Origin of the sequence: Streptomyces yunnanensis (assembly GCF_029011865.1) — a bacterium.
In the GTDB taxonomy this organism is placed as follows: Bacteria; Actinomycetota; Actinomycetes; order Streptomycetales; family Streptomycetaceae; genus Streptomyces; species Streptomyces yunnanensis.
The window spans coordinates 4800978-4826890 of the sequence record NZ_CP095749.1 but is presented as its reverse complement, the minus strand read 5'-3'; the positions used below and the strand labels follow the sequence as shown (position 1 = coordinate 4826890).

The 25913-nt window shown below is 71.5% G+C and carries 20 protein-coding genes; 10 read left to right on the top strand and 10 right to left on the bottom strand.

Annotated features, from left to right (window positions below; translation table 11 throughout):
• Positions 1-196: 196 nt before the first annotated feature.
• Both MOV08_RS20870 and MOV08_RS20865 read right to left on the bottom strand, forming a co-directional pair.
• Positions 197-1258 carry a metallophosphoesterase gene (locus tag MOV08_RS20870; protein WP_420834192.1) on the bottom strand — a complete coding sequence of 354 codons (1062 nt, stop codon included), beginning with the start codon at positions 1256-1258 and terminating at the stop codon, positions 197-199.
• Between the two features lie 280 nt (positions 1259-1538).
• Positions 1539-2639 carry a LacI family DNA-binding transcriptional regulator gene (locus MOV08_RS20865; RefSeq protein ID WP_039634618.1) on the bottom strand — a complete coding sequence of 367 codons (1101 nt, stop codon included), beginning with the start codon at positions 2637-2639 and terminating at the stop codon, positions 1539-1541.
• A gap of 396 nt (positions 2640-3035) precedes the next feature.
• On the opposite strand from MOV08_RS20865, the gene hisC reads away from it, so the two are divergent.
• Entirely contained in the window at positions 3036-4115 is a 1080-nt protein-coding gene (gene hisC, locus MOV08_RS20860; protein ID WP_039634616.1) for a histidinol-phosphate transaminase, read from the top strand.
• Between the two features lie 97 nt (positions 4116-4212).
• Here hisC and MOV08_RS20855 read toward each other — a convergent pair whose 3' ends face one another.
• Entirely contained in the window at positions 4213-4581 is a 369-nt protein-coding gene (locus MOV08_RS20855) for a cyclophilin-like fold protein (RefSeq protein WP_275308489.1), read from the bottom strand.
• A 258-nt stretch (positions 4582-4839) separates the two neighbouring features.
• Between MOV08_RS20855 and MOV08_RS20850 the strand changes: the two genes are divergently transcribed.
• The 4 genes from MOV08_RS20850 (at position 4840) to MOV08_RS20835 (ending at position 12970) form a co-directional block, all read left to right on the top strand.
• Complete coding sequence (locus MOV08_RS20850) at positions 4840-6348, top strand: cytochrome ubiquinol oxidase subunit I (protein WP_039634612.1); 1509 nt, start codon at positions 4840-4842, stop codon at positions 6346-6348.
• A 9-nt stretch (positions 6349-6357) separates the two neighbouring features.
• The gene (gene cydB, locus MOV08_RS20845; RefSeq protein WP_039634610.1) at positions 6358-7359 is read left to right on the top strand and encodes a cytochrome d ubiquinol oxidase subunit II; all 1002 of its coding nucleotides are present in this window, start codon (positions 6358-6360) and stop codon (positions 7357-7359) included.
• A 64-nt stretch (positions 7360-7423) separates the two neighbouring features.
• Complete coding sequence (cydD, locus tag MOV08_RS20840) at positions 7424-11065, top strand: thiol reductant ABC exporter subunit CydD (RefSeq protein ID WP_275308488.1); 3642 nt, start codon at positions 7424-7426, stop codon at positions 11063-11065.
• A 228-nt stretch (positions 11066-11293) separates the two neighbouring features.
• Positions 11294-12970 (top strand): sensor histidine kinase, encoded by a 1677-nt coding sequence (locus MOV08_RS20835; RefSeq protein WP_039634608.1) that lies wholly within the window; start codon positions 11294-11296, stop codon positions 12968-12970.
• Positions 12971-13252: 282 nt separating this feature from the next.
• On the opposite strand, the gene MOV08_RS20830 is transcribed toward MOV08_RS20835, so the two are convergent.
• Entirely contained in the window at positions 13253-14212 is a 960-nt protein-coding gene (locus MOV08_RS20830) for an HAD-IIB family hydrolase (RefSeq protein ID WP_039634605.1), read from the bottom strand.
• A gap of 112 nt (positions 14213-14324) precedes the next feature.
• On the opposite strand from MOV08_RS20830, the gene MOV08_RS20825 reads away from it, so the two are divergent.
• The 3 genes from MOV08_RS20825 to pspAB all read left to right on the top strand — a co-directional run bounded on the left by MOV08_RS20825 (position 14325) and on the right by pspAB (position 17034).
• Positions 14325-15221 (top strand): LLM class flavin-dependent oxidoreductase, encoded by an 897-nt coding sequence (locus MOV08_RS20825; RefSeq protein WP_039634603.1) that lies wholly within the window; start codon positions 14325-14327, stop codon positions 15219-15221.
• A 248-nt stretch (positions 15222-15469) separates the two neighbouring features.
• Positions 15470-16369, top strand: a complete 900-nt coding sequence (gene htpX, locus MOV08_RS20820; RefSeq protein WP_039634601.1) for a zinc metalloprotease HtpX — start codon at positions 15470-15472, stop codon at positions 16367-16369.
• Positions 16370-16470: 101 nt separating this feature from the next.
• Complete coding sequence (pspAB, locus tag MOV08_RS20815) at positions 16471-17034, top strand: PspA-associated protein PspAB (protein WP_039634600.1); 564 nt, start codon at positions 16471-16473, stop codon at positions 17032-17034.
• Between the two features lie 37 nt (positions 17035-17071).
• On the opposite strand, the gene MOV08_RS20810 is transcribed toward pspAB, so the two are convergent.
• A complete protein-coding gene (locus tag MOV08_RS20810; protein ID WP_275308487.1) occupies positions 17072-17614 on the bottom strand; it encodes an RNA 2'-phosphotransferase in 543 nt (180 codons plus the stop codon).
• A 107-nt stretch (positions 17615-17721) separates the two neighbouring features.
• On the bottom strand, positions 17722-18336 hold the full coding sequence (locus MOV08_RS20805; RefSeq protein ID WP_275308486.1) for a PadR family transcriptional regulator: 615 nt from the start codon (positions 18334-18336) through the stop codon (positions 17722-17724).
• Positions 18337-18522: 186 nt separating this feature from the next.
• Here MOV08_RS20805 and MOV08_RS20800 point away from each other — a divergent pair, with 186 nt between their 5' ends.
• A complete protein-coding gene (locus MOV08_RS20800; protein ID WP_275308485.1) occupies positions 18523-19113 on the top strand; it encodes a DUF3159 domain-containing protein in 591 nt (196 codons plus the stop codon).
• On the top strand, positions 19110-20459 hold the full coding sequence (locus tag MOV08_RS20795) for a carotenoid oxygenase family protein (protein ID WP_275308484.1): 1350 nt from the start codon (positions 19110-19112) through the stop codon (positions 20457-20459). Before MOV08_RS20800 ends, MOV08_RS20795 begins: the two co-directional genes overlap by 4 nt.
• Positions 20460-20592: 133 nt before the next feature.
• On the opposite strand, the gene MOV08_RS20790 is transcribed toward MOV08_RS20795, so the two are convergent.
• The 4 genes from MOV08_RS20790 to MOV08_RS20775 form a co-directional block, all read right to left on the bottom strand.
• A complete protein-coding gene (locus tag MOV08_RS20790) occupies positions 20593-21663 on the bottom strand; it encodes a MerR family transcriptional regulator (protein ID WP_275308483.1) in 1071 nt (356 codons plus the stop codon).
• A gap of 387 nt (positions 21664-22050) precedes the next feature.
• Positions 22051-22968 (bottom strand): metal-dependent hydrolase, encoded by a 918-nt coding sequence (locus tag MOV08_RS20785; RefSeq protein WP_275308482.1) that lies wholly within the window; start codon positions 22966-22968, stop codon positions 22051-22053.
• A gap of 127 nt (positions 22969-23095) precedes the next feature.
• Positions 23096-24826: an SDR family oxidoreductase gene (locus MOV08_RS20780; RefSeq protein WP_338057409.1), complete on the bottom strand. Its 1731-nt coding sequence runs from the start codon at positions 24824-24826 to the stop codon at positions 23096-23098.
• A 92-nt stretch (positions 24827-24918) separates the two neighbouring features.
• The gene (locus MOV08_RS20775) at positions 24919-25785 is read right to left on the bottom strand and encodes a M24 family metallopeptidase (protein ID WP_275308480.1); all 867 of its coding nucleotides are present in this window, start codon (positions 25783-25785) and stop codon (positions 24919-24921) included.
• Positions 25786-25913: the final 128 nt, after the last annotated feature.

Genomic DNA, 25913 nt, shown 5'->3' with positions numbered 1-25913 from the left:
TGCTCCGTAGGGCCGTACGGGCCGGCCAGGGCCGGGCGCCGGGCGGAAACGGAGGAGAGCCTGCTACGGATAGACCGATGGTAGAGGGCCTCCGGCGCGGGGTGACAGAGAGTTTGCGGAATTTGCGGGATGGTGTGACCGGAACCCGCCGCGGCATGTCACCCGACGGAGGGGTATCCGCACCTCCGGCGAACTGTCACCCGACCAGGGGGAGTTGGCAGACCAGCAGCTTTCCGGCCATCGTGATACCGCCGTCCATCGCGATGGCCAGACCGTCGGCGTAGACGTGCGGGCCGTTCACCGCGATGCCGTCGCCCTCGCCGTCCTCCGCACCGACCTCGCCCAGCAGGTACGGGATCGGGCTGTGGCCGTGCACCACGCGGTGGCCGCCGTAGGCGTCGAGCAGCTCGCGGACGGCCTGCCCGCCGGCGGCCTCGTCCCGGAAGGCGAACCGCTTGGTGAACTTGCGGAAGAGGTCCCAGACTTCGTCGGCGTCGCTGCGGGTCAGCACCTCGTGGACGGTGTCGTTGACCGCCTCGATCGAGTCGCCGTATTCGAGGTAGGCGGTGGTGTCGGAGTGCACCAGCAGGTGCCCGTCCTCCTCCATCACGGCGTCCAGGCGGGCCATCCACTGGAGGTGGTGGTCCTCCAGCCGGTCCATGTCGGTCTTCTGGCCGCCGTTGAGGAGCCACGCGGCCTGGAAGGAGGCGGTGCCGGCGCCGGACTGGACGGGGGTGTCCCCGAACCGCTTGGCGCCCAGCAGCAGCAGCTCGTGGTTGCCCATCAGGGCCTTGCAGTAGCCGCCGGCCGCGGCGGCCTCGGCGGAGAGCTGCATGACCAGGTCGATGACGCCGATGCCGTCCGGGCCGCGGTCGGTGAAGTCGCCGAGGAACCAGAGCCGGGCGTTGCCGGCCGCCCAGGTGCCGTCGGCGTCGATCAGCCCTTCGGCCTCCAGCGCGGCGCGCAGCTCCTCGTAGTAGCCGTGCACGTCGCCGACGACGTACAGCGGGCCCGGGCCGTCGGGAGCGGGTGCCGGCTCCTGGGCCGGCACCACGGACGGGTGGTCGACGAGGGTGTCGGTGCGGCTGATGACCGGCAGGTCGCGGGCGGTCGGGGTGTACGCCTCGGGCAGCTGCACCGGGGGTGCCGGGGGTCCCCCCTGCTCGACCGACGTCGAGAGCTCGGGGGAGGGCTGCCCGGCCGGCGGTCCCGCGGGGGCTCCGGGCGGTGGAACGGACGCCGGAGGTTGTGCCCCCATGGTCCACACCATGGGTCCCTGACTGGCCCCCTGAGTCATCGACCCCTCCACCGTTGCGCCGCCGTGCACCTCTCGGACCTTGCCTGGTCGACGGCGGTCCGCGGTGTCGTGCGCCCATCATAGGAACGCCGCTCGCGGGTTGTGACGCACCCGGGGGTGATCAATCCCGCGAAGCCCGGTGTTCGCGATGGATTCCTCCCGAGATCGCCCTGTTTTTTCCTCGGTCGAGCGGGCGCCCGGAGAGTGCCCGTACGCCCGGTCCGTCGTGCCGGCGGCACACTCAGTCGCCGGCCGGGCCGCGTGGCGGGCTGACCGTCGTCCGCGGGGAGCGTCGCTGGGAGGAGGTTCGCACGATCAGGTCTGTCGGTATCACCTGCTCGACGGGGCAGCTGCCGTCGAGGCCCTCGATGGCGTCGATCAGGATCTGGACCACGGCGGTACCGATGCGCCGTGGCTTGAGGGAGAGCGTGGTGATCGGCGGATCGGTGGTGGCGTAGACGGTGGACTCGCTGCAGCAGACCAGCAGCAGGTCGTCCGGCACGCGTAGACCGTAGCGGCGGGCCGCGGCGAGCAGGTCGGTGCCGTTGGGGTCGAAGAGCCCGTAGACCGCGTCCGGCCGGTCGGGGCGGGCCAGCAGCCGGTCCGCGGCCACGGCGCCAGCGCGCGGGTCGTAGGCGGGATAGGACTCGTAGACCGGGTCCTGGCCGACCCGCTCGCACCAGTTGAGGTACGCGGTGGTCGACAGTCGGGTGTAGGTGTCGGTGGTGGTGCCCGTGAGCAGCCCGATGCGGCGGGCGCCGGCCTCGGCGAGGTGGTCGAGCAGGCCGAGGACGGCCGCCTCGTGATCGTTGTCGACCCAGCCGGTGACCGGGAGGGAGCCGCCGGGGCGGCCGTCGGAGACGACGGGGATGCCGTGCCGGACAAGCTCGGTGACCACGGGGTCGCCGTCGGCCGGGTCGATCACGACGGTGCCGTCGAGGGCGACGTTGGACCAGACGTCGTGGCGGGAGGTCGCGGGCAGGATGACCAGGGCGTATCCGCGGGCCAGCGCGGCGGAGGTGGCGGCTCTGGCCATCTCGGCGAAGTACGCGAACTCGGTGAAGGTGAAAGGTTCATCCCCGTAGGTGGTCACGGTCAGACCGATGAGGCCCGACTTGCCGGTACGGAGGGTGCGGGCGGCGGCGGAGGGGCGGTAGCCCAGCCGGTCGGCCACCTCGCGGACGTGGCTACGGGTGGCATCCGGAAGCCGGCCCTTGCCGTTGAGCGCGTCGGAGACGGTCGTGATCGATACACCGGCTGCGGCGGCCACGTCCCGGATACCCGCGCGTCCCAGTCGGCGACCGGTCGACCGGCCCACCTGGTGCTTCCCTGCTGCTGTCATGGCGAGCCGATAGTAGGGCTCGGTACGGCCATTCGCGGTGGACCCACGACGGCGTTGAGGCGGCACGTTTCTGCAAGGCGACTGACCCTCAATTGCCTTCAAATGTAAGGGTGTTGTCGCCCTTTTGGATTGCTCAAGGGAAGGGGTGGCCGCTCCGCCTGGCGATCCGCCCAGGTCTCGAACAGGTCTCAAGTCACCTTGACGAGGGATGCGCGCCACGGAGCGAGCCACCGGCGCGCGGTGTCCCGCATAGCGCTCCCCTCGGAGTGCGCGCCCGGCGCCCACTACGGCGGGTGCCCGCGGAAGGGCTGTCCGTCGCGGGCCTGACGCCGGACGGGGCAATCCTCATAAGGTGTGCAGTATTGGAGTCGATTGGATGGTTGAGGAGGACCTGCGGTGAGCGAGAAGACCCCGAGGCTGCGTGCTGCGCTGGACGGCATCCCTACCTACAAGCCGGGGCGACCGGCGGCGGTCGGCGGCCCGGTCGCCTACAAGCTGTCCTCCAACGAGAACCCCTATCCGCCGCTGCCGGGCGTCCTGGAGAGCGCGGTGGCGGCTGCCGGATCGTTCAACCGCTACCCCGACATGGCATGTACGGGGCTGATGGCGGAGCTGGCCGACCGGTTCTCGGTGCCGGTTACGCACCTGGCGACCGGCACCGGGTCGGTCGGGGTGGCCCAGCAGCTGGTCCAGTCGACGGCCGGGCCCGGCGACGAAGTGATCTACGCCTGGCGGTCGTTCGAGGCGTACCCGATCGTCACCCAGGTCTCCGGCGCGACGTCCGTGCAGGTGCCGCTGACCTCCGATGAGGTGCACGACCTGGAGGCGATGCTGGCGGCGATCACCGACCGGACCCGGCTGATCTTCGTCTGCAACCCCAACAACCCCACCGGCACCGTCGTGCGCCGGGCGGAGCTGGAGTCCTTCCTGGACCGGGTGCCGAGCGACGTGCTGGTGGTGCTGGACGAGGCGTACCGCGAGTTCATCCGCGACGAGGACGTGCCGGACGGGATCGAGCTCTACCGCGACCGCCCCAACGTGTGCGTGCTGCGCACCTTCTCCAAGGCGTACGGCCTGGCGGGGCTGCGGGTCGGCTTCGCGGTGGCGCACCCGGAGGTGGCCGCGGCGTTGCGCAAGACCGCGGTGCCGTTCGGCGTGAGCCAGCTCGCGCAGGAGGCGGCGGTGGCGTCGCTGCGGAGCGAGGCGGCGCTGCTGGAGCGGGTCGACGCGCTGGTCGCCGAGCGGGCCCGGGTGTACGACGCGCTGGTGGCGCAGGGCTGGACCGTCCCGACGTCGGAGGCGAACTTCGTCTGGCTGCGGCTGGGGGACCGGGCGACCGCGTTCGCTGAGGCGTGCGAGCGGGCCGGCGTGGTCGTGCGGCCGTTCGCGGGCGAGGGCGTGCGGGTGACGATCGGGGAGAAGCCGGCGATGGACCTGTTCCTGCAGGCGGCGGAGGAGTTCCGCAAGGCGCGGTAGCCGGTTTCCGGTCCGCGGGAAGGCGTCGTGCCTTCGCGCGGTGGTGTGTTCTGAGGCCGTGGGTCCGGCGGACCCGCGGCCTCGGTCGTCCGTGGACTCAGACCTTCCGGACGTGGATCGGGCCGCCGCTGCGGACGGTGGCCAGTGCGCGCGGGTCGCCGTCGATGCGGCCCAACACGTTGCAGGGGGAGGCGAGTCGGGACTCTCCCCCGCGGGATATCGGGGTGGGGCCGTAGGGGAGCGCGAGGGCGTTGCCCTCGGTCCAGAAGGCGACCGTGCCGGGTTCGACGACCTGGCGGGCGTCGGTCTCCAGCGCGGGGGCGAGCCCGGTGTCGAAGTAGACCTCCTCGCCCCAGGTGTGGGCGGTGGCCTGGAGTGGCAGGGCGGCGAGCAGCGCGGTGGCGGTCGGCGTGTCGTCGAGCGTGGCGGTCACATGCCCGGTGGGCCAGGAGATGCGGATCTTCATGGCGACGCATTCAACAATATGTTGAAGCCGTGCGGAAGGGTGCGCACATAACCTCGGCATAAGCATTCACGGGCCATGGATTCGAGCGTGACCGCAGTCACGTACCCCCCTCTCTCAAGGCGCAGTGCCCATGGGAGATAATGCTTGTGAATGTGAACGCGTTCACAAGCTCCCGTCCTGGTATGTGCCGCTTTATTTGGCGCAAAAGGGACATAGCCGTTCCGAAACGGTGACGCAAGGACGTAAGGAGGCCGCGACATGGAACTGGCGTTGGCGCCAGAGACTATGGCGCGATGGCAATTCGGCATCACGACCGTCTACCACTTCCTGTTCGTTCCCTTGACGATCTCCCTCGCCGCTCTGGTGGCCGGGCTTGAGACCGCATGGGTGCGAACGGGCAAGCAGAAGTACCTCAAGGCCACCAAGTTCTGGGGCAAACTGTTTCTGATCAATATCGCGATGGGTGTCGTCACCGGCATCGTCCAGGAATTCCAGTTCGGCATGAACTGGTCGGACTACTCGCGATTCGTCGGGGACATCTTCGGTGCGCCACTCGCCTTCGAAGCCTTGATCGCGTTCTTCTTCGAATCCACCTTCATCGGATTGTGGATCTTCGGCTGGGACAAGCTGCCCAAGAAGCTCCACTGCTTCTGCATGTGGATGGTCTCGATCGGCACCGTGCTCTCCGCGTACTTCATCCTGGCGGCCAACTCCTGGATGCAGCACCCGGTGGGCTACAAGTACAACCGCGCCACCGGGCGGGCCGAGCTGACCGACTTCTGGAAGGTGCTGACCCAGGACACCACCCTGGTCGTCGTCTTCCACACCCTGACCGCCGCCTTCCTGACCGGTGCCGCGTTCATGGTCGGCGTCTCCGCGTACCACCTGATGCGCAAGAAGCACATCAAGGTCATGCGGACGTCGCTGCGGCTCGGGCTGGTCACCCTGGTCGTCGCCGGACTGCTCACCGCGGTCAGCGGCGACAGCCTCGGCAAGGTCATGTTCAAGCAGCAGCCGATGAAGATGGCCTCGGCCGAGGCGCTGTGGGACAAGGCGGCGCCCGCGCCGTTCTCGGTCTTCTCGTACGGCGATGTCGCCAAGGGGCACAACAAGGTCGCCATCGAGATACCCGGCCTGCTCTCCTTCCTCGCGCACAACGACTTCTCCTCGCCGGTCCCCGGCATCAACGACGTCAACAAGTCCGAGCAGCAGAAGTTCGGGCCCGGCGACTACCGGCCCAACATCCCGGTCACCTACTGGGGCTTCCGCTGGATGATCGGCTTCGGGATGACGTCCTTCGCCATCGGTCTGGCCGGGTTGTGGCTCACCCGCAAGAAGTTCTGGCTGGCGCCCGGGCTGCGGACCGGTGACGAGGAACCACCGCACCTCGCGCTCACCAAGAACAGGACGCTGGGCGCCCGACTGACCAAGTGGTACTGGCGGCTGGCCTTCGTCACCCTCGGCTTCCCGCTGATCGCCAACTCGTGGGGCTGGATCTTCACCGAGATGGGCCGCCAGCCCTGGGTCGTCTACGGCGTGCTGCGCACCCGTGACGCGGTCTCGCCGGGGGTCTCCCAGGGCGAAGTGATCACGTCGCTGGTCGTCTTCACCACGCTCTACGCGATCCTCGCCGTGATCGAGGTGAGGCTGCTGGCCAAGTACATCAAGGCCGGACCCCAGGAACTCTCCGACTCCGATCTCAATCCGCCCACCAAGATCGGTGGCGACTCCACCGACGCCGACCGGCCGATGGCCTTCTCGTACTAGGAGGCGACCATGCAACTCCATGACATCTGGTTCGTCATCATCGCCTTCCTGTGGACCGGATACTTCTTCCTCGAAGGCTTCGACTTCGGGATCGGCGTGCTCACCAAGCTGCTCGCCCGGAACCGCAGCGAGAAGCGGGTGCTGATCAACACCATCGGGCCGGTCTGGGACGGCAACGAGGTCTGGCTGCTCAGCGCGGGCGGGGCGACCTTCGCCGCCTTCCCGGAGTGGTACGCCACCCTCTTCTCCGGTTTCTACCTGCCACTGCTGGTGATCCTGGTCTGCCTGATCGTGCGCGGTGTCGCGTTCGAGTACCGCGCCAAGCGGCCCGAGGAGCGCTGGCAGCGCAACTGGGAGCACGCGATCTTCTGGACCTCGCTGCTGCCCGCGGTGCTGTGGGGCGTGGCCTTCGGCAACATCGTCCACGGCGTGAAGATCGACGCCCACAAGGAGTACGTCGGCGGCGTGCTCGACCTGCTCAACCCGTACGCGATCCTCGGCGGCCTGGTCACGCTGGCGCTGTTCACCTTCCACGGTGCGGTGTTCGCGTCGCTGAAGACCGTGGGCGACATCCGGGAGCGGGCGCGCCGGATGGCGGGCGTCCTCGGGCTGGTCACCGCCGTGCTCGCGGTCGCGTTCCTGGGGTGGACCCAGGCCGACAAGGGCGACGCCGGCAGCCTGGCCGCGATGATCGTCGCGGTGGTGGCGCTGGTCGCCGCGCTCGGGGCCAACAGGCTCGGGCGCGAGGGCTGGGCGTTCGCGTTCTCCGGGATCACCATCGCGGCGGCGGTCGCCATGTTGTTCCTGACGCTCTTCCCGAACGTCATGCCGTCCACGCTGAACGAGAGCTGGGGCCTCACGGTCACCAACGCCTCGTCCAGCCCCTACACCCTGAAGATCATGACGTGGTGCGCCGCCATCGCCGCGCCGATCGTGATGCTCTACCAAGGGTGGACCTATTGGGTGTTCCGCAAGCGGATCGGCACCCAGCACATCGCCGAAGCCCACTAGCTGAGTCCCGCCCCGCCCCGCCCCGCCCCGCCAGGGCGGGGCTCGGGAGAACGGAAGGTTTCACGTGAAACCGGTCGACCCGCGCCTGCTCCGATACGCCCGTGCCACCCGCGGATTCCTCGTCGCGGTGGTGGTGCTCGGGCTTGCCGGAGCGGGCCTGGTCGTCGGCCAGGCCATGCTGATCGCGGAGATCGTGGTCGGAGCCTTCCAACACGAGCGCACCCTCGGGGCGTTGGCCACCCCCGTGGCGCTGCTCGCCGCGGTCTCGGTCGGCCGGGGGCTGGTCTCCTGGCTCACCGAACTGGCCGCGCACCGGGCCAGCGCGGCGGTCAAGTCCGAACTGCGGATGCGGCTGGTCGAGCGGGCGGCGGCGCTGGGGCCCGGGGCGGAGATCCGTCGCGCGGAGGGTGCCGGCACCCTGGAGCTGCGGACCGGGGAGTTGGCCACGCTGGCCACCCGCGGCATCGACGCCCTGGACGACTACTTCGCCCGCTATCTGCCGCAGTTGGGGCTGGCGGTCGTCGTGCCGGTCGCGGTGCTGGCCCGGATCGTCACCGGCGACTGGATCTCCGCGCTGACGATCGTGATCACCCTGCCGCTGATCCCGCTCTTCATGGTGCTGATCGGCTGGGCCACCCAGTCGCGGATGGATCGTCAGTGGCGGCTGCTCTCCCGGCTGTCCGGGCACTTCCTCGATGTCGTCGAGGGGCTGCCGACGCTGAAGGTCTTCGGCCGGGCCAAGGCCCAGGCCGCCTCCATCCGCGCGATCACCAGCTCCTACCGCCGGGCCACCCTGCGCACGCTGCGGATCGCCTTCCTCTCGTCCTTCGCGCTCGAACTCCTCGCCACCATCTCCGTCGCGCTGGTCGCGGTCGGCATCGGCATGCGCCTGGTCCACGGTGAACTCGACCTCTCCACGGGGCTGATGGTGCTGGTGCTGGCACCCGAGGCGTATCTGCCGCTGCGGCAGGTCGGGGCGCAGTACCACGCCGCGGCCGAGGGGCTCTCGGCGGCGGACGAGATCTTCGCCGTACTGGAGACCCGGCCGCGGACGCCCGGCACCGCGCCCGCGCCGGACGGCACCGGACTGACCGTCGAGGGGCTGGTGGTCCGCCACCCAGGGCGCACCGCCGCCTCGCTGCCGGCCACCTCGTTCGAGGTCCGGCCCGGGGAGACGGTCGCGCTGGTCGGCCCCTCGGGTGCCGGCAAGTCCACGCTGCTGAGCGCCGTGCTCGGCTTCACCGCGCCGTCCGAGGGACGGGTCCTCGTCGACGGCCACGACATCGCCGACCTCTCCCCCGACAGCTGGCACGGCCGGATCGCCTGGGTACCGCAACATCCGCACCTCTTCGCCGGATCCATCGCCGAGAACGTCCGGCTGGTGCGGCCGGACGCCGATGACGCGGCGGTCCGCGCCGCCCTGGGCGAGGCCGGGGCGTTGGACTTCGTCGACGCGCTGCCGGACGGCACGGCCACCCGGCTCGGGGAATCCGGCGCCGGGCTCTCCGCCGGTCAGCGGCAGCGCATCGCGCTCGCCCGCGCCTTCCTCGCCGACCGTCCGATCGTGCTGCTGGACGAGCCCACCGCCAATCTGGACGGTGAGACCGAGCAGACCCTGGTCGAGGCCGTGGGTCGGCTCGCGGCCGGACGCACGGTCCTGATGGTCGTCCACCGGCCGGCGCTGCTGGCGGTGGCCGACCGGACGGTGCGGCTGGCGGGGCCGGAGTCGGGCGCCGAGCCGGTGGAGTCGGTGGACGCGGCGACCGCCGATCCGGGCGCGGGGGCCGCCGCGGTCTCCCCCGCCGGGCCGGGCCGGGCGGCGGACGTCGCTCCGTCGCCGGAGGGGGAGGCCGTTCCCGGTGCCGCCGCGGGGAACGCGCTGCGGCGGCTGCGCGGGCTGGCCCGTGCGCGGCGGGCGCGCCTGGGGCTGGCGCTGCTGCTCGGCAGCCTCGCGCTGGGCTGCGCGGTGGGCCTGATGGCGACCTCCGGCTGGCTGATCTCGCGAGCCTCGCAGGAGCCGCCGGTGCTGTATCTGATGGTGGCGGTGACCGCGACCAGGGCGTTCGGCATCGGGCGTGCGGTGTTCCGGTACGCCGAGCGGCTGGTGGCGCACGACGCGGTGTTCCGGATGCTCGCCGACGTCCGGGTGGCCGTCTTCCGGCGGTTGGAGCGGCTGGCCCCGGCCGGGCTGAAGGAACGCCGCCGTGGCGATCTGCTGTCGCGACTGGTCGCGGACGTCGACGCGGTGCAGGACTACTTCCTGCGCTGGCTGCTGCCCGTCGGGGCGGCACTGCTGGTCGGCGCCGGCACCGTCGCGTTCACCGGCTGGCTGCTGCCGGAGGCCGGGGTGATCCTCGCGGTCGGGCTGCTGCTCGCCGGGGCCGGGGTGCCGGCGCTGTCGAGCGCGTTGGCGTGGCGTGCGGAGCGCCGGCTGGCGCCGGCCCGCGGGGTGCTCTCCACCCGCGTCGTCGATCTCCTCACCGGGACCGCCGAGTTGACGGTCGCCGGTGCCGTGCGGGCGCGCACGGAGGAGGTGCGCCGGGCCGATCGGGACCTGACCCGGATCGCGTCCCGCTCGGCCGCCGCGGCCGGTGCCGGGGCCGGCCTCTCGGCACTGCTGTGCGGGCTGACGGTGGCCGCCGCCGCGGTGGTCGGCATCCAGGCGGTGCACACGGGCCGGCTGGCGGGGGTGGCACTGGCCGTCGTCGTACTCACTCCGCTCGCCGCGTTCGAGGCGGTGGCCGGGCTGCCGCTCGCCGCGCAGTACCGGCGCCGCACCCGGCACGCCGCCGAGCGGGTCTTCGAGGTGCTGGACGCCCCGGCGCCGGTCCGCGAACCGGACGTCCCCACGACCGCGCCCGAGGAGCCGTTCCCGCTGACCGTGCGCGAGTTGACCGCGCGGCACCCCGGTCAGGACCGCCCGGCCCTGGACGGCGTCGGCTTCACCCTGACCGCGGGCCGCCGGCTCGCCGTCGTCGGCCCATCCGGATCCGGCAAGACCACACTCGCGCAGGTGCTGCTGCGCTTCCTGGACCGGGAAGCGGGGGCGTACGCCCTGGCCGGCACCGACGCCCAGGAGATGGCCGGCGACGCGGTCCGGCGGCTGGTCGGGCTGTGTGCGCAGGACGCGCACATCTTCGACAGCTCGCTGCGGGAGAACCTCCGGCTCGCCCGGCGGGACCGGAGCGGCGGCCCGGACGGCACCGACGACCAGGACCTCTGGGACGCGCTCGGCCGGGCGCGGCTGGCGGACTGGGTGCGCGGGCTGCCCGACGGCCTGGACACCATGGTCGGGGAGCATGGTGCCCGGCTGTCCGGCGGCCAGCGGCAGCGGCTGGCCCTGGCGCGTGCGCTGCTTGCGGACTTCCCGGTGCTGGTGCTGGACGAGCCCGCCGAGCACCTCGACCTGGCCACCGCCGACGCGCTCACCGCCGATCTGCTGGCCGCCACCGAGGGACGGACGACGGTGTTGATCACGCACCGGCTCGCCGGCCTGGACGCGGTCGACGAGGTGCTGGTCCTGGACCGGGGCCGGGTGGTGCAGCGCGGTGGTTACGCGGAGCTGGCCACGGCCGACGGTCCGTTCCGGCGGATGCTGGAGCGCGAACGGGCGGTGGACGCGGCGTACCCGCGGACGGGGGCCGCCGGGGGTGCGGCGGTGGACGCCGGTCGGGAGCCCGTCGGGGTGTCGGCGCTGACCGCGTGACGCGACGGAGGCCCTTCGGCGGGGGCGCCCTCCCGGCCGTCCCCACCCGGCCGTCCCCACCCGGCCGTCCCCACCTGGCTGTCCCCGTGTGGCCGGGCTCGCCGGATAGCTGCACTTTCCCCGGAAATGGGCCCTTATTAGGCTCGGGGCATGGCAGTCACGGCAGGATCGCGCCCGGACCCCCCGGACCCCCCGGACATCGGGAGGGACATCGGGCGCCCGGACCCCATGGACGCCGCCACCGAGGCCACCCGTAGTCTCCGCGGGCTGTCGTCCGAGCTGACCGCGCGGGTGCCGCAGCTGTTGGAGGCGATGCGCACGGTCGGCGCCGGGCTGGACCTGCACATCACGCTGGACCGGATCGTGGAGACCGCCGCCGAGCTCGCCAATGCGCGCTACGCCGCGATCGGGATCATCGACGACGCCCGGGAGGGGCTGTCGGACTTCGTGACCTACGGCGTGACCGGGGAGCAGCACGAGCGCATCGGCGCGCTGCCCGACGGCCACAAGGGCCTGCTCGGCGCGCTGATCCACGACCCGAAGCCGGTGCGGCTGGCCAACCTCGCCAAGGATCCGCGCTCGGCCGGCTTCCCGCCGGGACACCCGCCGATGCGGTCGTTCCTCGGGGTACCGATCCGGGTCCAGGGCGAGATCTTCGGGAATCTCTATCTGACCGAGAAACGCGGCGGCGAGTTCAGCGAAGAGGACCTGCACATGGTGCGGGTGCTGGCCACCGAGGCCGGTATCGCGATCGGCAACGCCCGGCTGTACGCGGCGACCCGGCAGCGGGAGCGCTGGATCGACGGGTCGGTGGCGGTGACCACCGAACTGCTCGCCGGCAGCGATGTCGACGACGCGCTCGCGGTGGTCGCGGAGCAGGCGAAGAAGCTGGCGGATTCGGCGGCCGGCATCGTGCTGCTGCCGGACGAGGACGGTGGGCTGGAGATCGTCGCGGTGTCGGCCGACGACCCGACCGGGATCATGGGGACCCAGATCCCGCGGGAGAGCCCGGTGGCCGAGCAACTCCTCGCCGGTGAGCCGGTGTTCGTGGACGACTCGGCCAGTGATCCGCGCATGGTCACCCACCTCGCGCCGCGCTTCGGCCCGAGCATGATGCTGCCGCTCAAGAGCGGCGGCCGGGTGCTCGGCACGCTCGCCACGCCGCGGGGGCGTGGGGCCCGCCCGTTCTCCGCCGCCGAGCGGACCCTGGCCACCCAGTTCGCCGCGCAGGCCGCGCTGGCGCTGGTGCTGGCCGACGCACAGCGCGACCGGGAGCGGCTGGCGGTCTACGAGGACCGCGACCGGATCGCCCGAGACCTGCACGATCTGGTGATCCAGCGGCTGTTCGCGGCGGGGATGATCCTGGAGAGCGCTCAGCGCAAGACCGTGGTGCCGGAGGTGGCCAGGCGGGTCGGTAAGGCCATCGACGAACTCGACACCACCATCCAGGAGATCAGAACCGCGATCTTCGCCCTTCAGCAGAGCCCGGCCGAGGCGCCGTCGGGGCTCCGGACCCGGGTGCTGCGGGAGGTCGGCACCGCCGCCGTGCCGCTCGGTTTCCAGCCGTCGGCGCAGTTCGTCGGCCCGGTCGACTCCCGGGTCGGGGAACTGGCCGGCAAGAACCTCATCGCCGCGCTGCGCGAGGCGCTGTCGAACGCCTTCCGGCACGCCGAGGCGTCCCGCATCGAGGTCGTGGTGGACGCCACGGTCAACTTGCCGGACGGCACCCCCGGCGTCCGGCTGACCGTCGCCGACGACGGGGTGGGCATCGCGCGGGGCGGTCGGCGCAGCGGCCTCAAGAACCTCGCCAAGCGCGCGGAGTCCCTGGGCGGCTCCAGCACCTACGGCCCTGGGCTGGGCGCGGGCGACAAGGGGACGATGGTGACGTGGGAGGCGCCGTTGTGAGGGGAGCGGGGGCTACGGTCGCTGGGCTTCCGCGCCAGAAGGGCGGCGATCGTCCTGGCCGCCCCTCAGCGGGTTCTTGCGTCAGGCGCGCCGTGACCCTGCCGGGACCGCACCCCATGTCTACGGCAGATCGCGGGAGTTGAGCGTTTCACGTGAAACATGCGCGGACCGGGGAGGGGTGTGGTTTCACGTGAAACGGTCCGGGACGGCGCGCAGTTGTGGTTTCACGTGAAACCACGGACCCGTCGAACGGACCGTTCTCCTGCCGCCGTCACAGCAGGCTCAGCGCCCCTGGAGAATCCGCTCGATCACGACCGCCACGCCGTCGTCGTTGTTGGATTCCGTGCGGCGCGTGGTGGCCGCCAGTACGTCCGGGTGGGCGTTGGCCATGGCGTACGAGGTGCCGGCCCAGGTGAGCATCTCGATGTCGTTCGGCATGTCGCCGAAGGCGACGACCTCCTCCGGTGAGATCCCGCGTTCCGCGCAGCAGTGGGCGAGGGTGCCGGCCTTGCTGACGCCCGGGCCGCTGATCTCCAGGAGCGCGGTGGGGCTGGACCGGGTGAAGGACGCCAGGTGGCCCGCGGTGGTCCGGGCCAGCGCGAGGAAGGCATCGGGGTCCAGGTCGGGGTGGTGCGCGAGCAGCTTGAGCACGGGCTGGTCGGAGGTGCCGGCGTCGCTGTGTGCGCGGGTGGCGCCCGCGGTGCCCAGTTCGGGCATATCGGAGTCGGTCGCATACGGACCGTCGGTGCCGGGGCCGTCCGCCGGATCGGGGGCCGGGGACGCGGCGAACCCCTCGGCGAGGAGCTTCTCGGCCGGCGCGATCACCGCGGCCGGGTCGAGGAAGAAGGGCGGGTACTGCGGCTCGTAGTGGATGCCGCCGGTGCGTTCGACGGCGAAGGTGGTGCCGGGGGCCGCGTCACGCAGGGCGTGGACGACGTCGAGCGCCACTCCCTGGTCCAGGGGGCTGACCTCGACGAAGCGGGAGCCCCGGTGCAGATCGACGACGGCCGCGCCGTTCGCGCAGATCGCCAGGCCATGGCCGTGCACATGATCGCTGACCACGTCCATCCAGCGGGCCGGGCGCCCGGTGACGAAGAACACCTCGATGCCCGCTGCCTCCGCGGCGGCGAGCGCGGCGATCGTCCGGTCGGAGACCGTCTTGTCGTCGTGCAGCAGCGTGCCGTCGAGGTCGGTGGCGATAAGCCGGATGGGCCGGGGCGGCGCGGCGGAGGCATCAGTCACGGGGCCATCTTCGCGTACCGGCACGTACAGGCGTGCGGTGGGTGTCACACATGAGCCGGGGCGAGGACGCGGCCGGGCGGGCTTTCTCCGGAGTCACCGTACGCTCGGGGATATGCGACTGAGCACAGTGATCTTGCCCGTCCGACGCTGGTCCGATGGCGGCAAGGAGGTATGGCAGCGCGCCGAGGAGCTGGGGTTCCACGCTGCGTACACGTATGACCACCTGTCCTGGCGGAGCTTCCGCGACCAGGCATGGTTCGGCGCCCTCCCGACGTTGACCGCGGCCGCCGCCGCGACCTCACGGATACGTCTGGGCACCCTCGTCACCTCGCCGAACTTCCGGCACCCGGTCACCCTCGCCAAGGAGCTGATCTCGCTCGACGACATCAGCGAGGGCCGTGTCACGCTGGGCATCGGCGCCGGCGGCAACGGCTTCGACGCCACCGCGCTCGGCCAGGAGCCCTGGTCGCCGCGCGAACGGGCGGACCGCTTCGCCGAGTTCACGGCGCTGCTGCACCAGTTGCTGACCCAGGACGCCGTCTCCTACGAAGGCACCCACTACTCCGCGGACGAGGTGCGGAACATCCCCGGCTGCGTGCAGCGGCCGCGGCTGCCGTTCGCGGTGGCGGCCACCGGCCCGCGCGGGCTGAAGCTGGCGGCCCGCTACGGGCAGGCGTGGGTGACCACCGGTGACCCCAAGGTGTCGAACGCGGGCGGCACCCCGGCCGAGTCGCGGGAGGCCATTCGCAGGCAGGTCGAGGGGCTGGCCAAGGCGTGCGCCGACCAGGGCCGGGACTTCGCCGAGCTCCACAAGATCATGCTGACCGGCTTCACCCCGGACCAGCCGCTGGACTCCGTGGACGCCTTCGTGGACTTCGCCGGGCGCCACGCCGAGCTGGGCATCGAGGAGCTGGTCATCCACTGGCCGATCGCGGATTCGGTCTTCGCGGCCGACCCGGCGGTCTTCGAGCGGATCGCCACCGAGGGGCTGGCGCAGCTCGGCGCCTAGGGCGCTTCTGCAAAGTCCCGCCCTCCGGGCGAACGACGGGGCTTTGCGGACACGCCCTAGCCACCCATCCTCGACTTCAGGCCGTACATCGCGATTCACCCCGGTATCCCGGCCGGGGCTTTACCCGGTATATAGCCGGCAAGAGGGAGAATTGGGGCAGCGGTGCAGTGTGCGGGACCCGGCGCGCGGAGACGACTGCGTGACCGGGCCGGCGCACTGTGCGAAATGCGGTGCGTTGTGGAGGAGCCATGGCACAGACCCGATTCGCCCCGGACCGCGGGCTGACCTCGCGCATGGTCATGACGATGTTCTTCATCGGGCTGCTGTACGTCGTGGTCGTGAGCGCGCTGGTCGTACTGCTCAAGGGCGCCTGGGTGGTGGTGCTGCTGATCGCGGGGGGCATGTTCGTCGCGCAGTTCTGGTTCAGCGACCGGATCGCGGCCTACAGCATGGGGGCGCACGAGGTCACGCCGGAACAGGCGCCCGAGTTGCACGGTGCCGTGGACCGGCTCTGTGCCCTGGCCGATATGCCCAAGCCGAGGGTCGCGATCGCCGAATCCGATGTACCGAACGCCTTTGCCACCGGCCGTAACCAGCAGAACTCCATGGTCTGCGCGACGACCGGGCTGCTCAGGCGGCTGGAGCCGGAGGAGCTGGAGGGCGTGCTGGCCCACGAGCTGTCGCACGTCGCCCATCGCGATGTCGCGGTGATGACCATCGCGTCGTTCCTCGGGGTCCTGGCCGGCATCATCACCCGCGCCGCCCTGTGGAGCGGTGTCGGGCGCAACAACCGCGATCAGAACGCCGCCATCGCCGTCCTGATCGTCACCGCCGTCAGCGTCGTCGTCTATGCCATCAGCTTCCTGCTGACCAGGCTGCTCTCCCGCTACCGCGAGCTGTCCGCGGACCGGGCCGCCGCCCTCCTGACCGGCCGCCCCTCGGCGCTGGCCTCCGCTCTGACCAAGGTCACCGGTCAGATCGCGCGGATCCCGACCGAGGACCTCCGCAAGGCCCAGCCGTTCAACGCGTTCTACTTCGCCCCGGCGTTCAACAAGGAGAGCTTCAACCAGCTGCTGTCCTCGCACCCGACGCTGGAGCAGCGGCTCGACCAGCTGGGACGGATAGCGGCGCAGTTGGGGCGGCCCTGAGCGGACGCGTCGGAGGGACGGCAGTGAGCGGCGCGTGGCGATGTTTCCCGTGAAACACGCCATCGCGTCACCGGAGCAAAGGATCAAGGAGCAAGCCGCGCATGGGATTTCTGGACGCCATCCTCGGCCGTAGCAAGCCCGTACGGCCCGATCTGGACCAGCTCTTCGCGCTGCCGTCCGCCGCGGTCACCCTGGAGGCCGCGGCCGGATTCACCCCGACCGGGCTGGGATCGGTGTGCTTCGCGAGCGTCGAGGGCGGGGCGTTCGCACGGATCCAGGAGGAGGCGCGTGCGCTCCTGGACGGCACGGTGGAGTTCACACAGGACGCGTACGGCTATACATGGCTGCTGGTGCGGCACGCCCCGGAGGACGTGGCGGGTCTGGTCAACGATCTGCACGCGGTCAACACCTCCCTGGAGGAGGCGGGGTTCGGCCCGCAGCTGCTGTGTTCGCTGCTGGGATTCCGCGATGCGCGACAGCGGTCGCTGGCGCTGGTCTACCTCTACAAACGCGGCACGTTCTACCCCTTCGCGCCGCACACCGGCGACGCCGAGAAGCGCGACAACCCGCTCGAACTCCAGGTGCGGGCGATGCTCGGGGACGATCTGACGATCGAGAAGGATCTTTCCCGGTGGTTCCCGGTGTGGGGAGCGCCGGGGCTCTGACCTGCGGGTTTCCTGAGGCGTTGTGCAAGGGGAGGGGTCAGCCGGGGAAACGGAGGAACTCCGGCGGCACATGACCGGTCAGCCAGACGCCGTTGGCGCTGACGCGGAAGACATGGCCGGCCCGGTGCATCGCCCCCGCGTCCACGGTCAGCACCACCGGCTTGCCGCGCCGGGCGCCCACCCGGGACGCGGTCTCGCGGTCCGGTGAGAGGTGCACGGCCAGCCGCGACATCGGCCGCAGCCCCTCCTCCCGTATGGCGGCGACGCTGCGGGCCACCGTGCCGTGGAAGAGGAAGCCGGGTGGCACCGCCGGCGGCAGACCGAGGTCGACGCGCACGGAATGGCCCTGATTGGCGCGGATGCGGCCGTTCTCCAGGGTGTAGCGCCGCTTGTCGTTGTCGGCGACCACGGCCTCCAACTCTGCTCGGGAGAAGGGGAATCCGTGCCGCGCGGCGGCGTCGAGCAGCGCGGCCACCTGGACCCAGCCCTGAGCGTCGAGGACGATGCCGATCCGCTCCGGTTCGTGGCGCAGGTGTTTGGCGAGGTACTTCGAAATGCGCACGGAGCGCTGGTGGTTCATGCCTTCAGGATGCCGTGGCGCGGTCGCCGCGGCACCTGCTATTCGGAGGCGGAGGCTCGGGGTCGGCGAGTGGGCGGCCGTCGCCGGGGCGCGCCCCGGCGAGGGCGTCAGTCGCCGCTGTGCCGCTCCCCCGCCGGCTGCTCGTCCTGCTCAGGCCGCTCCCTGCCGCGCTGCGCGCGGGCCAGTTCGCCGGCCTTCCGGGCCTTCGCGCTGGTCACCTCGTCGGCGGCCCAGCGAGCCCACTCCTCCATCGTCGTGGACATCCGGAGACCGTATTCCAGGGCGATGCGCCCGTAGACGGAGATCATCTCGTCGTCCCACTCCGCGGTCCGGTCGATCTGCTCGTACGCGGTGTGGGCGCGGGCGGCGGTCTCGGCCTGCGTGAGCAGGTACGACTGCGCCTCCAGCGGCGTGAGGATGCCGAGGAAGAACACCCGCAACAGGCCGTCGTGGCGCTGCGGGCCGGTGGGGGCGACCTCGGTGAGCCAGTGGCGCAGCTCGGCCAGGCCGTCGTCGGTGATCGCGTATTCCTTGCGGCCGCGCGGGCCGTGGGCGGCGACCTCGACCAGGCCGGCCGTCGTGAGCTTGTTGAGTTCGCCGTACACCTGGCTCTGGGTCGCCGGCCAGACGCTGGTGAGCGAGGCGTTGAACAGCTTCATCAGGTCGTAGCCGCTCGCCGGGGATTCGGAGAGCAGGCCCAGTACCGCGTGTCTCAGGCTCATGACTTGCACTTTACCTTCCATAAGTGACATGTCAAAGCTGGACTTTCCATCTTCGACATGTCACAGTTGGAATGTCGCTGGGTGGGGAGAGCCCGAAACCAGTGCACGTTGTGGCCGCGTTCGTCGGCCGGGCGCACCGTCGAGCAGCCGTCCGTGGTGATCGGGCGCAACCAAAATGGGGGGATCATGAACTACCTGCGGAGCTTCGTTCCATGGCTGGTCTTCGCGGGGGTGTCCACCGCCGGCTGGCAGTGGGGGGCGCTCGCCGGACTGGTGGCCTCGGTGGTGCTGCTGATAGCGGACCGCGCGACGGGACTCTCGCTGGAGAACCGGCTGCTGGAGTACGGCACCATCGTCTACTTCCTCGGTCTCTCCGTACTGGCCTTCACGCGCCCCGAGAGCGACCTCCAGCTCTACAGCGGCGCGATGTCGGTGGGTTGGCTGGCGCTCATCTCCTGGGTGTCGATCGCCGTCCGGCGCCCGTTCACCCTGGCGATCGCCCGGGGGATGGCCCCGCCCGAGGTCTGGGACACCCCGCTGTTCCGGCGCATCAACGTCGTGATCACCGCGGCCTGGGCGCTGTCCTTCACCCTGTCCGCGCTCGCCCAGGTCGCCATATCCGCCTACGGCCTCGGCACCGTCTTCTCGATCGTCGTCCAGGTCGCCGGATTCGTTCTTCCTGTCCGGTTCACCGCCACGTATCCCGACCGGGCCCGCGCCCGCTTCCTGCAGCAGTCCGGCGCCCGGTTCAACGCCCAGGAAGGTATGGCCTCATGACCGCCACCCCATCCACCGCGGTATCCGAATCCTCCGCACCGCCACCGCATCTGGCCGGCAACTTCGCGCCGGTCACCGACGAACTGACCACCTACGACCTCCCGGTCGCCGGCACCATCCCGCCGGAGCTCACCGGCTGGTATCTGCGCAACGGCCCCAACCCGCAGGACGCCGCCAGCCGGCACTGGTTCTTCGGCGACGGCATGGTCCACGGTGTGCGCCTGGAGGGCGGCCGGGCCGTCTCGTACCGCAATCGGTGGGTCCGCACCTCGACCTTCACCGACGGCATCCGCTTCGGTGACGGGTCGGGCCGCCGCAATCTGGCCGCCGGTGTCGCCAACACCCATGTCGTCCGGCACGCCGGTCGCACGCTGGCGCTGGTCGAGTCGTCCTTCCCCTACGAGATCGACTGTCGGCCCGGACACGAGCTGGAGACCGTCGGCTCCCATGACTTCGGCGGCTGGCTCGCCACCGCCATGACCGCCCACCCCAAGACCTGTCCCACCACCGGCGAGCTGCACTTCTTCGGGTACGGCCGTTCCAGTGCGCCCTATCTGACGTATCACCGGGCCGACGCGGCCGGTGAGTTGGTGGTCAGCCGTCCGATCGACGTGCCCGGCGCCACGATGATGCACGACTTCCACCTGACGGCACGCCATGTGATCTTCATGGACCTGCCGATGGTCCACGACCGAGACCACGCCGGCATGCCCTACCGCTGGGATCCGGAGTACGGGGCCCGCCTGGGGGTGCTGCGCCGGGACGACCCCCATGGCGAGGTCCGCTGGCTGGAGATCGACCCCTGCTATGTCTTCCACTCGCTGAACGCCCATGACGACGGCGATCAGCGGATCGTTCTCTACGTCTCCCGCTACGCCACGTTGGCCGGTCATGCGCCGCCCTGCCTGTGGCGCTGGACGATCGACCTCGCCGCGGGCACGGTGGCGGAGGAGCAAATCGACGACCAGATGGGCGAGTTCCCCCGGATAGACGACCGCCTGGCCGGGCTGCCTGCCCGGTTCGGCCATGTCACGGCCGCGGAGGCACCGGGCACCGGTGCGATACCCGGTGCCCTGCTCCGCTACGACCTGCGGACCGGCGGGGTGGCCCGCTACGACTTCGGCCCGGGGCGTACCCCGGGCGAGGCGGCGTTCGCCCCCGCCGACGACCGTCCGGGCGGTCCCGGCTGGCTGATCACCTACGTCTACGACGCCACCACCGACACCAGCGACCTCGTGATCCTCGACGCCGAGGACGTCACCGCCGGCCCGGTGGCGACGGTCTCCCTGCCGCGCCGGGTGCCGTACGGGTTCCACGGCAACTGGCTGCCGGATCCGACGGGTTGAGGAGCCCGTCGGGATGGCCGGGCGGACGGGCCGTCCGGCGTGATCCTTGACAACTGGAGAGGGAAGCAGGCGAGGCGGGCCCCGAGCGGGTCGGCCGTGGGGGAGCCGCCCGGGGGAAGGGACACCGGGCGGGTCAGTGCCCGGGGGTGTCCTCCGCGGCGGGCCGGGTGCCCCGGGCCGCCGCGGCCAGGGCGTCCATGGCGCGGGCGTGCGCCTCGCGCTGTGCGGCGGCGGCGATGAAAGCGGCCGTGTTCTCCGGGCCCACCAGGTCGCGTACGGCCTGAACGGCCGCGACGGGGAGCAGCACGGCCTCCGAGTCGGTCGCGGGACGGGGGGCCGCGGCGGGCCCGGGGGCCACCGCTGCCCCGGGGCGGAGCTCCGGCTCCGGCACGGGTCCGGCGGGCTCCTGCAGGCCGGACGGCCCTGATGGCCCCGACGCGCCCGCCGTTCCCGACGACAGGGCCTCGGCGAGGTGGTGGTGGATGTACCGGGTGGCCAGTGTCCGCATGGCGCGGGCGAGTTCGGCGTCGATGGTCTGCTGGGCCAGGGGACGGAGACGACGCACCAGGGCCGTGGCCTCCGCCGTCTCCGCCTCGGTGGGCGGATGGTTCAGGAACGACCGGAAGACGTGCTCGGCGGTGAAGTCCAGGAAGCGGGAGGCGATGTGTTCGACCTGGCCGCGCAGCTCTCGCAGGTGGCCGGAGATCGCCAGCAGCGGCACACCCGCCGCATGGAGTTCGGAGGCGACCGCGAGCTCCTGCGGACTGGGGACCAGGAACTCGTCGTCCCGGCCCGGCACGCGCACCAGGACGCCGAGCTCGACGGCCTCGGCCACCGCCTGCTCGTTGGGGCCGCCGAAGGCGGCGTCCAGGTCGTCACGGGTGATGCGGGTCGGCTTCTCGTCGGTCCACGGTCCGTCGATCTCGGCGACCAGACCCAGGACCCCGCCCAGGTCACGGCCGGCGTCCCAGGCTTCGAGGAGTTCCTTGATGCTGGCGAGGGTGTAGCCGCGGTCGAGCAGGTCGGCGATCTGGCGCAGCCGGGCCAGGTGGGCGTCGCCGTACACATTGGCACGGCCGCGACGCTCGGGGCGGGGCAGCAGCCCCCGGTCCTGGTAGGCGCGGATGGTGCGGACCGTGGCGCCACTGAGGTGGGCCAGGTCCTCGATGCGGTACTCGGCCGTCGGCGGCTGCTCGGGCGTCACTGTGGTGCTCCTTACGGGACGGCCGCCTCATCGAGGAGGCCGCGTTACCGGTCAGCCATCAGGGGGTGGCTGCTACGAGGCGGTGGCCCACGGAGGCCGTGCCGGGGCCGGGCGTGCCACGGGCCGTGGCCGGCCACCGCCGGTACCGCCACGGGCCGGGTGCGGCGGTGCCACGATACGGCCGCCTGATCGGCGTCGGGGCGGGGTGGTCGCCCGCACGGGACGGTCGGTGCGACCGGGCTCTGACCACAGGACGGCTCGGCACGCCGACCGGGGCGCGGGCGGTCCCCCTACGTCAGCCGGGGGCCAGCGGTCGGGTGCGTGTCGGGCGGAGGCGGTCCGTGACGGCGGACGCGGCCGGCTGATGCCGCCCGACGCGGACGGTCGTTACGGGAGGGCCGCGCGGCCTATCGCGCCGGCTGCGGCTCGGGCGGCCGGGGAGGAGGCCAGATAGGCGACGGCGGCACGCAGCGAGCCTTCCTGGGAGGGGTGGTAGGAGCGTCGGACGTAGCGGGGGATCGCCGCGCCCAGTTGCCGCCAGCTGGGTAACAGCCCCTTGCGGACGGCGCGGTTGTGTGCGCGCAGCGAATAGCGGGAGGGGGCGGACAGCCGAGGGTCGTGGCGCAGGAGATAGGTCGCGCCCCAGCACCAGAGGTAGAGCAGGACGGGGGCGGTCACGGCCATGGCCAGGACGCGGCGGGTGTAGCGGGCGGGTTCCTCGCCGCCGGTGTGCTGGTACATGTCGAAGGCGACCGCGCGGTGCTCGACCTCTTCGGCGCCGTGCCAGCGGAGCAGATCGAGCATCACCGGATCGGGGTCGGCGTGGTCCAGGCCGTCTGCGCCCAGGACCCAGCTGCCGAGCACGGCGGTGAACTGCTCGATGGCGGCGATCAGGGCGAGCCGGAAGCGCAGCCACTCCTGCTCGGGGATCGGGACGCCCAAGGGGGGCCGCTCCCCGAGGAGGTACTCGAAGAGGAAGTCGACGTGCCGGGTGTACGGGGTGGTGTCGAGGCCCTGATGGGCCAGGTGGTACAGGACATGGGCGTGCTGGACGCTGTGCGTGGCCTCCTGGCCCATGAAGCCCTTCACGTCCTTGAGGAGGTGCTCGTCCCGGACCAGAGGGAGGGCTTCTTTGAAGACCTTGACGAACCACCGCTCGCCGGCGGGGAGCAGCAGGTGCAGCACATTGATCACATGGGTGGCGGTGGGCTCGTCCGGTATCCAGTGCAGCGGGGTCTCGCGCCAGTCGAAGGCGACCCGACGGGGCGCGATGGGGTGGTGCTCCTGGGGGCGTGGTGTGCTCATCAGCGGCTCCTGACGTGCGAGGTTCTCCTGACCTGGGTGGGGCGGGCGGCCGGGCCGGGGTGTGCGGCCCGGCCGCACACCGGGTGCGGACCGTGGTGCGGGCGTGCGGGGTGGGGGCGCGGGCCGGTCACACGGGCGGTTTGAGCCGGGCGAGGGCGCGCAGCGTCCGTGGGGCGAAGCGGGACAGCAGGTGGGCGCCGCGCGCCTCGGGGGTGACCGGGACCACCGCCCGGTTGTGGACCACCGCGCGCAGGATGGCGTCGGCGACCTTCTCCGGCGGGTAGTTGCGCATCCCGTACATCCGCGCGGCCTTGGCCTGGCGGCGCTTCTCTTCCTCCTCGGAGACGCCGGTGAAGCGGGCCGTGCCGGTGATGCCGGTGTTGACGAGCCCGGGGCAGATGGCGGTGACGCCGATGCCCTGTCCGGCCAGCTCGGCGCGCAGGCACTCGCTGAGCATGAGGACGGCTGCCTTGGAGGTGCTGTAGGCGGGCAGGATCCGGGACGGCTGGTAGGCGGCGGCCGAGGCGGTGTTGACGATGTGGCCGCCCTGGCCGCGGTCCGCCATCCGCCGGCCGAAGATCCGGCAGCCGTGGATGACGCCCCACAGGTTGACGTCCAGGACCTTCTTCCAGTCCTCGGAGGTGGTGTCCAGGAAGGAGCCGGACAGTCCGATGCCGGCGTTGTTGACCAGCACGTCCACCGTGCCGTACTCGGCATCGACCTTGTCGGCGAGCTTCTCCATCGCCGCCTCGTCGGAGACGTCGACGGTCTCGCCCCATGCCTCGGGGGCGCCGATCAGCCGGGCCATGTCGGCGGTGCGGGCCGCGCCCTCGGCGTCCCGGTCGACGGCGATGATGCGTGCGCCGGCCTCCGCGAACGCGAACGCGGTCGCCCGGCCGATCCCGCTCGCCGCGCCGGTCACCAGTACCAGCTGACCGCCGAAGCGGTCGGCGTACGGACCGGAGGCCGCGACGTCCTTCGCCGGGTCGCCCTCCTCCTTGGCGGTGACGAACTCACCGATCCAGGCGGCGAGTTGGTCGGGGCGGGTGCGCGGCACCCAGTGCTTGGCCGGGAGGGTGCGGCGCACCAGTTGGGGCGCCCACCGGTCGAGGTCGTCGTAGAGCCGCTGGGAGAGGAACGCGTCGCCGGTCGGGATGATGAGCTGGACCGGGCAGTGCGCGTAGGCGTCGGCACGCGGGTGGCGGAGCCGGGCGCGGACGTTGTCGCGGTAGAGCCAGGCGCCGTGGGCCGCGTCGGTGGGAAGTGACGCGGTGGGGTAGTCGCCGCCGAGCACCTTCTCCACCCGCTGGAGGATTGCCGGCCACCGCTTGCCGAGCGGGCCCTTCCAGGCCAGTTCGGGCAGGGCGGGGGTGTGCAGCAGGTAGACGTACCAGGACTTGGCGCCCTGGTTGAGCAGCTGGGCGGCCCGCCCGGGGGTGGGGCGCCCGAGCCGCTTCTTGATCCAGTGGCCGAAGTGGTCCAGGGACGGCCCGGACATGGAGGTGAAGGAGGCGATCCGGCCCTCCGTGCGCCGCACGGTCGCGAACTCCCACGCCTGGACGGAGCCCCAGTCGTGGCCCACGACGTGGACCGGCCGGTCGGGGCTGACCGCGTCCGCGACGGCCAGGAAGTCGTCGGTCAGCTTCTCCAGGGTGAAGCCGCCGCGCAGCGGCCGTGGCGCGGTGGAGCGACCGCAGCCCCGGACGTCGTAGAGCACCACGTGGAAGCGGTCGGCCAGGCCGCGGGCGACCTCGGACCAGACCTCCTTGCTGTCCGGATAGCCGTGCACCAACATCACCTTGGGCCGGTCCGGATCGCCGAGCTCGGCGACGCACAGTTCGATGCCACCGGTGCGCACCCAGCGCTCCCGGGCCTCGGGGAGCCCGGTCCCGGTCGGCGCCGGCCTTCCGGTGCCCCGGCGCTGCTGCCCGTCCCGTCCAGGTCCTGTCTTCACGCGGCCCTCTCCTCCTGCCAGCGCCGCACATGCGGCAGATCGTCGTCCAGCCAAAAGGCGCTTTCCTGCGGGTCCCTGGAGTCCGTGACGACCAGGATCTCCTCGAACTTCGCCCCCGTGCCCCGGAAGCCGAGGTGGGGTTCCACCGCCCACAGCCCGGGCTGCGGCGGGTGATCGGAGAAGGTGTACGGGCTCCACAGCGGGGACCAGCCCTCCCGGTGGCCGTGCAGCGCGTCCGAGGCGAGGCCCTTGAGGGACTGGGTGCCGAACCCGAAGAGGGTGGGGGACCAGCGGCGCTGCCGCACCCGGTCGACCTTGTGCGCGATGACGCCGAAGGGATAGGCGCGGTGCCGGTTGGCGTACCCCTGCCGGACCATGAGCCGGTCGACGTCCTCGTAGATCTCGCGCAGCGGGCGGCGTTCGCGCACCTCGCGCAGGATCAGGTCGCGGTGGGCTTCGAGGTCGGCGAGGAGCCGGTCGTGCACGGGGTTGAGCCCCAGGCAGCCGGAGTAGCCGATGTCGGCGGTGCAGCCGTTGTGGACCGGGGCCATGTCGAGGATGAACGGCATGCCCGGTTCCAGTTCGCGGTCGGTGGGGAAGAACTGCAGCGGCACACGGAAGTTCACGAACGCGGTGCGGTCGCCGAACCATGCGAACGGCAGGTGGAACCAGTCCCGTACGCCGCGCTCGCGCAGCCACTCGCGCTGCATCCGCGCCGCCGCGCGCTCGGTGACCCCGGGCTTGAGCTGGGCGGCCACGGCTTCCGCGCAGGCGTAGGCGAGTCGTTGTACCTCCCGGAATCCCTTGAGCTCGGCGGTGAGTTCTCCCGTCGCTGCTGCGGTCGCTGAGGTGACTGAGGCCATCGCCAACCGTCCGTCCGTAAGCGGTTCATCGCGGTACGTGCCCGTAACTTGCCAGTGATGAATGTGACAATGGTTGGCGGCTGCGTCAAGAGGTGTGCGGCGGACGAGGCCAACGACACGGCCCGACC

What these genes read in the sequence shown, in the direction of transcription:
- MOV08_RS20795 (WP_275308484.1), top strand. Translation starts at nt 19,110, where the DNA reads ATGACCGCCACCCCATCCACCGCGGTATCCGAATCCTCCGCACCGCCA.
- MOV08_RS20835 (WP_039634608.1), top strand. Translation starts at nt 11,294, where the DNA reads ATGGACGCCGCCACCGAGGCCACCCGTAGTCTCCGCGGGCTGTCGTCC.
- MOV08_RS20785 (WP_275308482.1), bottom strand. Translation starts at nt 22,968, where the DNA reads ATGAGCACACCACGCCCCCAGGAGCACCACCCCATCGCGCCCCGTCGG.
- MOV08_RS20810 (WP_275308487.1), bottom strand. Translation starts at nt 17,614, where the DNA reads ATGAACCACCAGCGCTCCGTGCGCATTTCGAAGTACCTCGCCAAACAC.
- MOV08_RS20805 (WP_275308486.1), bottom strand. Translation starts at nt 18,336, where the DNA reads ATGAGCCTGAGACACGCGGTACTGGGCCTGCTCTCCGAATCCCCGGCG.
- MOV08_RS20775 (WP_275308480.1), bottom strand. Translation starts at nt 25,785, where the DNA reads ATGGCCTCAGTCACCTCAGCGACCGCAGCAGCGACGGGAGAACTCACC.
- MOV08_RS20870 (WP_420834192.1), bottom strand. Translation starts at nt 1,258, where the DNA reads ATGGGGGCACAACCTCCGGCGTCCGTTCCACCGCCCGGAGCCCCCGCG.
- cydB (WP_039634610.1), top strand. Translation starts at nt 6,358, where the DNA reads ATGCAACTCCATGACATCTGGTTCGTCATCATCGCCTTCCTGTGGACC.
- MOV08_RS20800 (WP_275308485.1), top strand. Translation starts at nt 18,523, where the DNA reads ATGAACTACCTGCGGAGCTTCGTTCCATGGCTGGTCTTCGCGGGGGTG.
- htpX (WP_039634601.1), top strand. Translation starts at nt 15,470, where the DNA reads ATGGCACAGACCCGATTCGCCCCGGACCGCGGGCTGACCTCGCGCATG.
- MOV08_RS20850 (WP_039634612.1), top strand. Translation starts at nt 4,840, where the DNA reads ATGGAACTGGCGTTGGCGCCAGAGACTATGGCGCGATGGCAATTCGGC.
- pspAB (WP_039634600.1), top strand. Translation starts at nt 16,471, where the DNA reads ATGGGATTTCTGGACGCCATCCTCGGCCGTAGCAAGCCCGTACGGCCC.
- MOV08_RS20865 (WP_039634618.1), bottom strand. Translation starts at nt 2,639, where the DNA reads ATGACAGCAGCAGGGAAGCACCAGGTGGGCCGGTCGACCGGTCGCCGA.
- MOV08_RS20855 (WP_275308489.1), bottom strand. Translation starts at nt 4,581, where the DNA reads ATGAAGATCCGCATCTCCTGGCCCACCGGGCATGTGACCGCCACGCTC.
- MOV08_RS20825 (WP_039634603.1), top strand. Translation starts at nt 14,325, where the DNA reads ATGCGACTGAGCACAGTGATCTTGCCCGTCCGACGCTGGTCCGATGGC.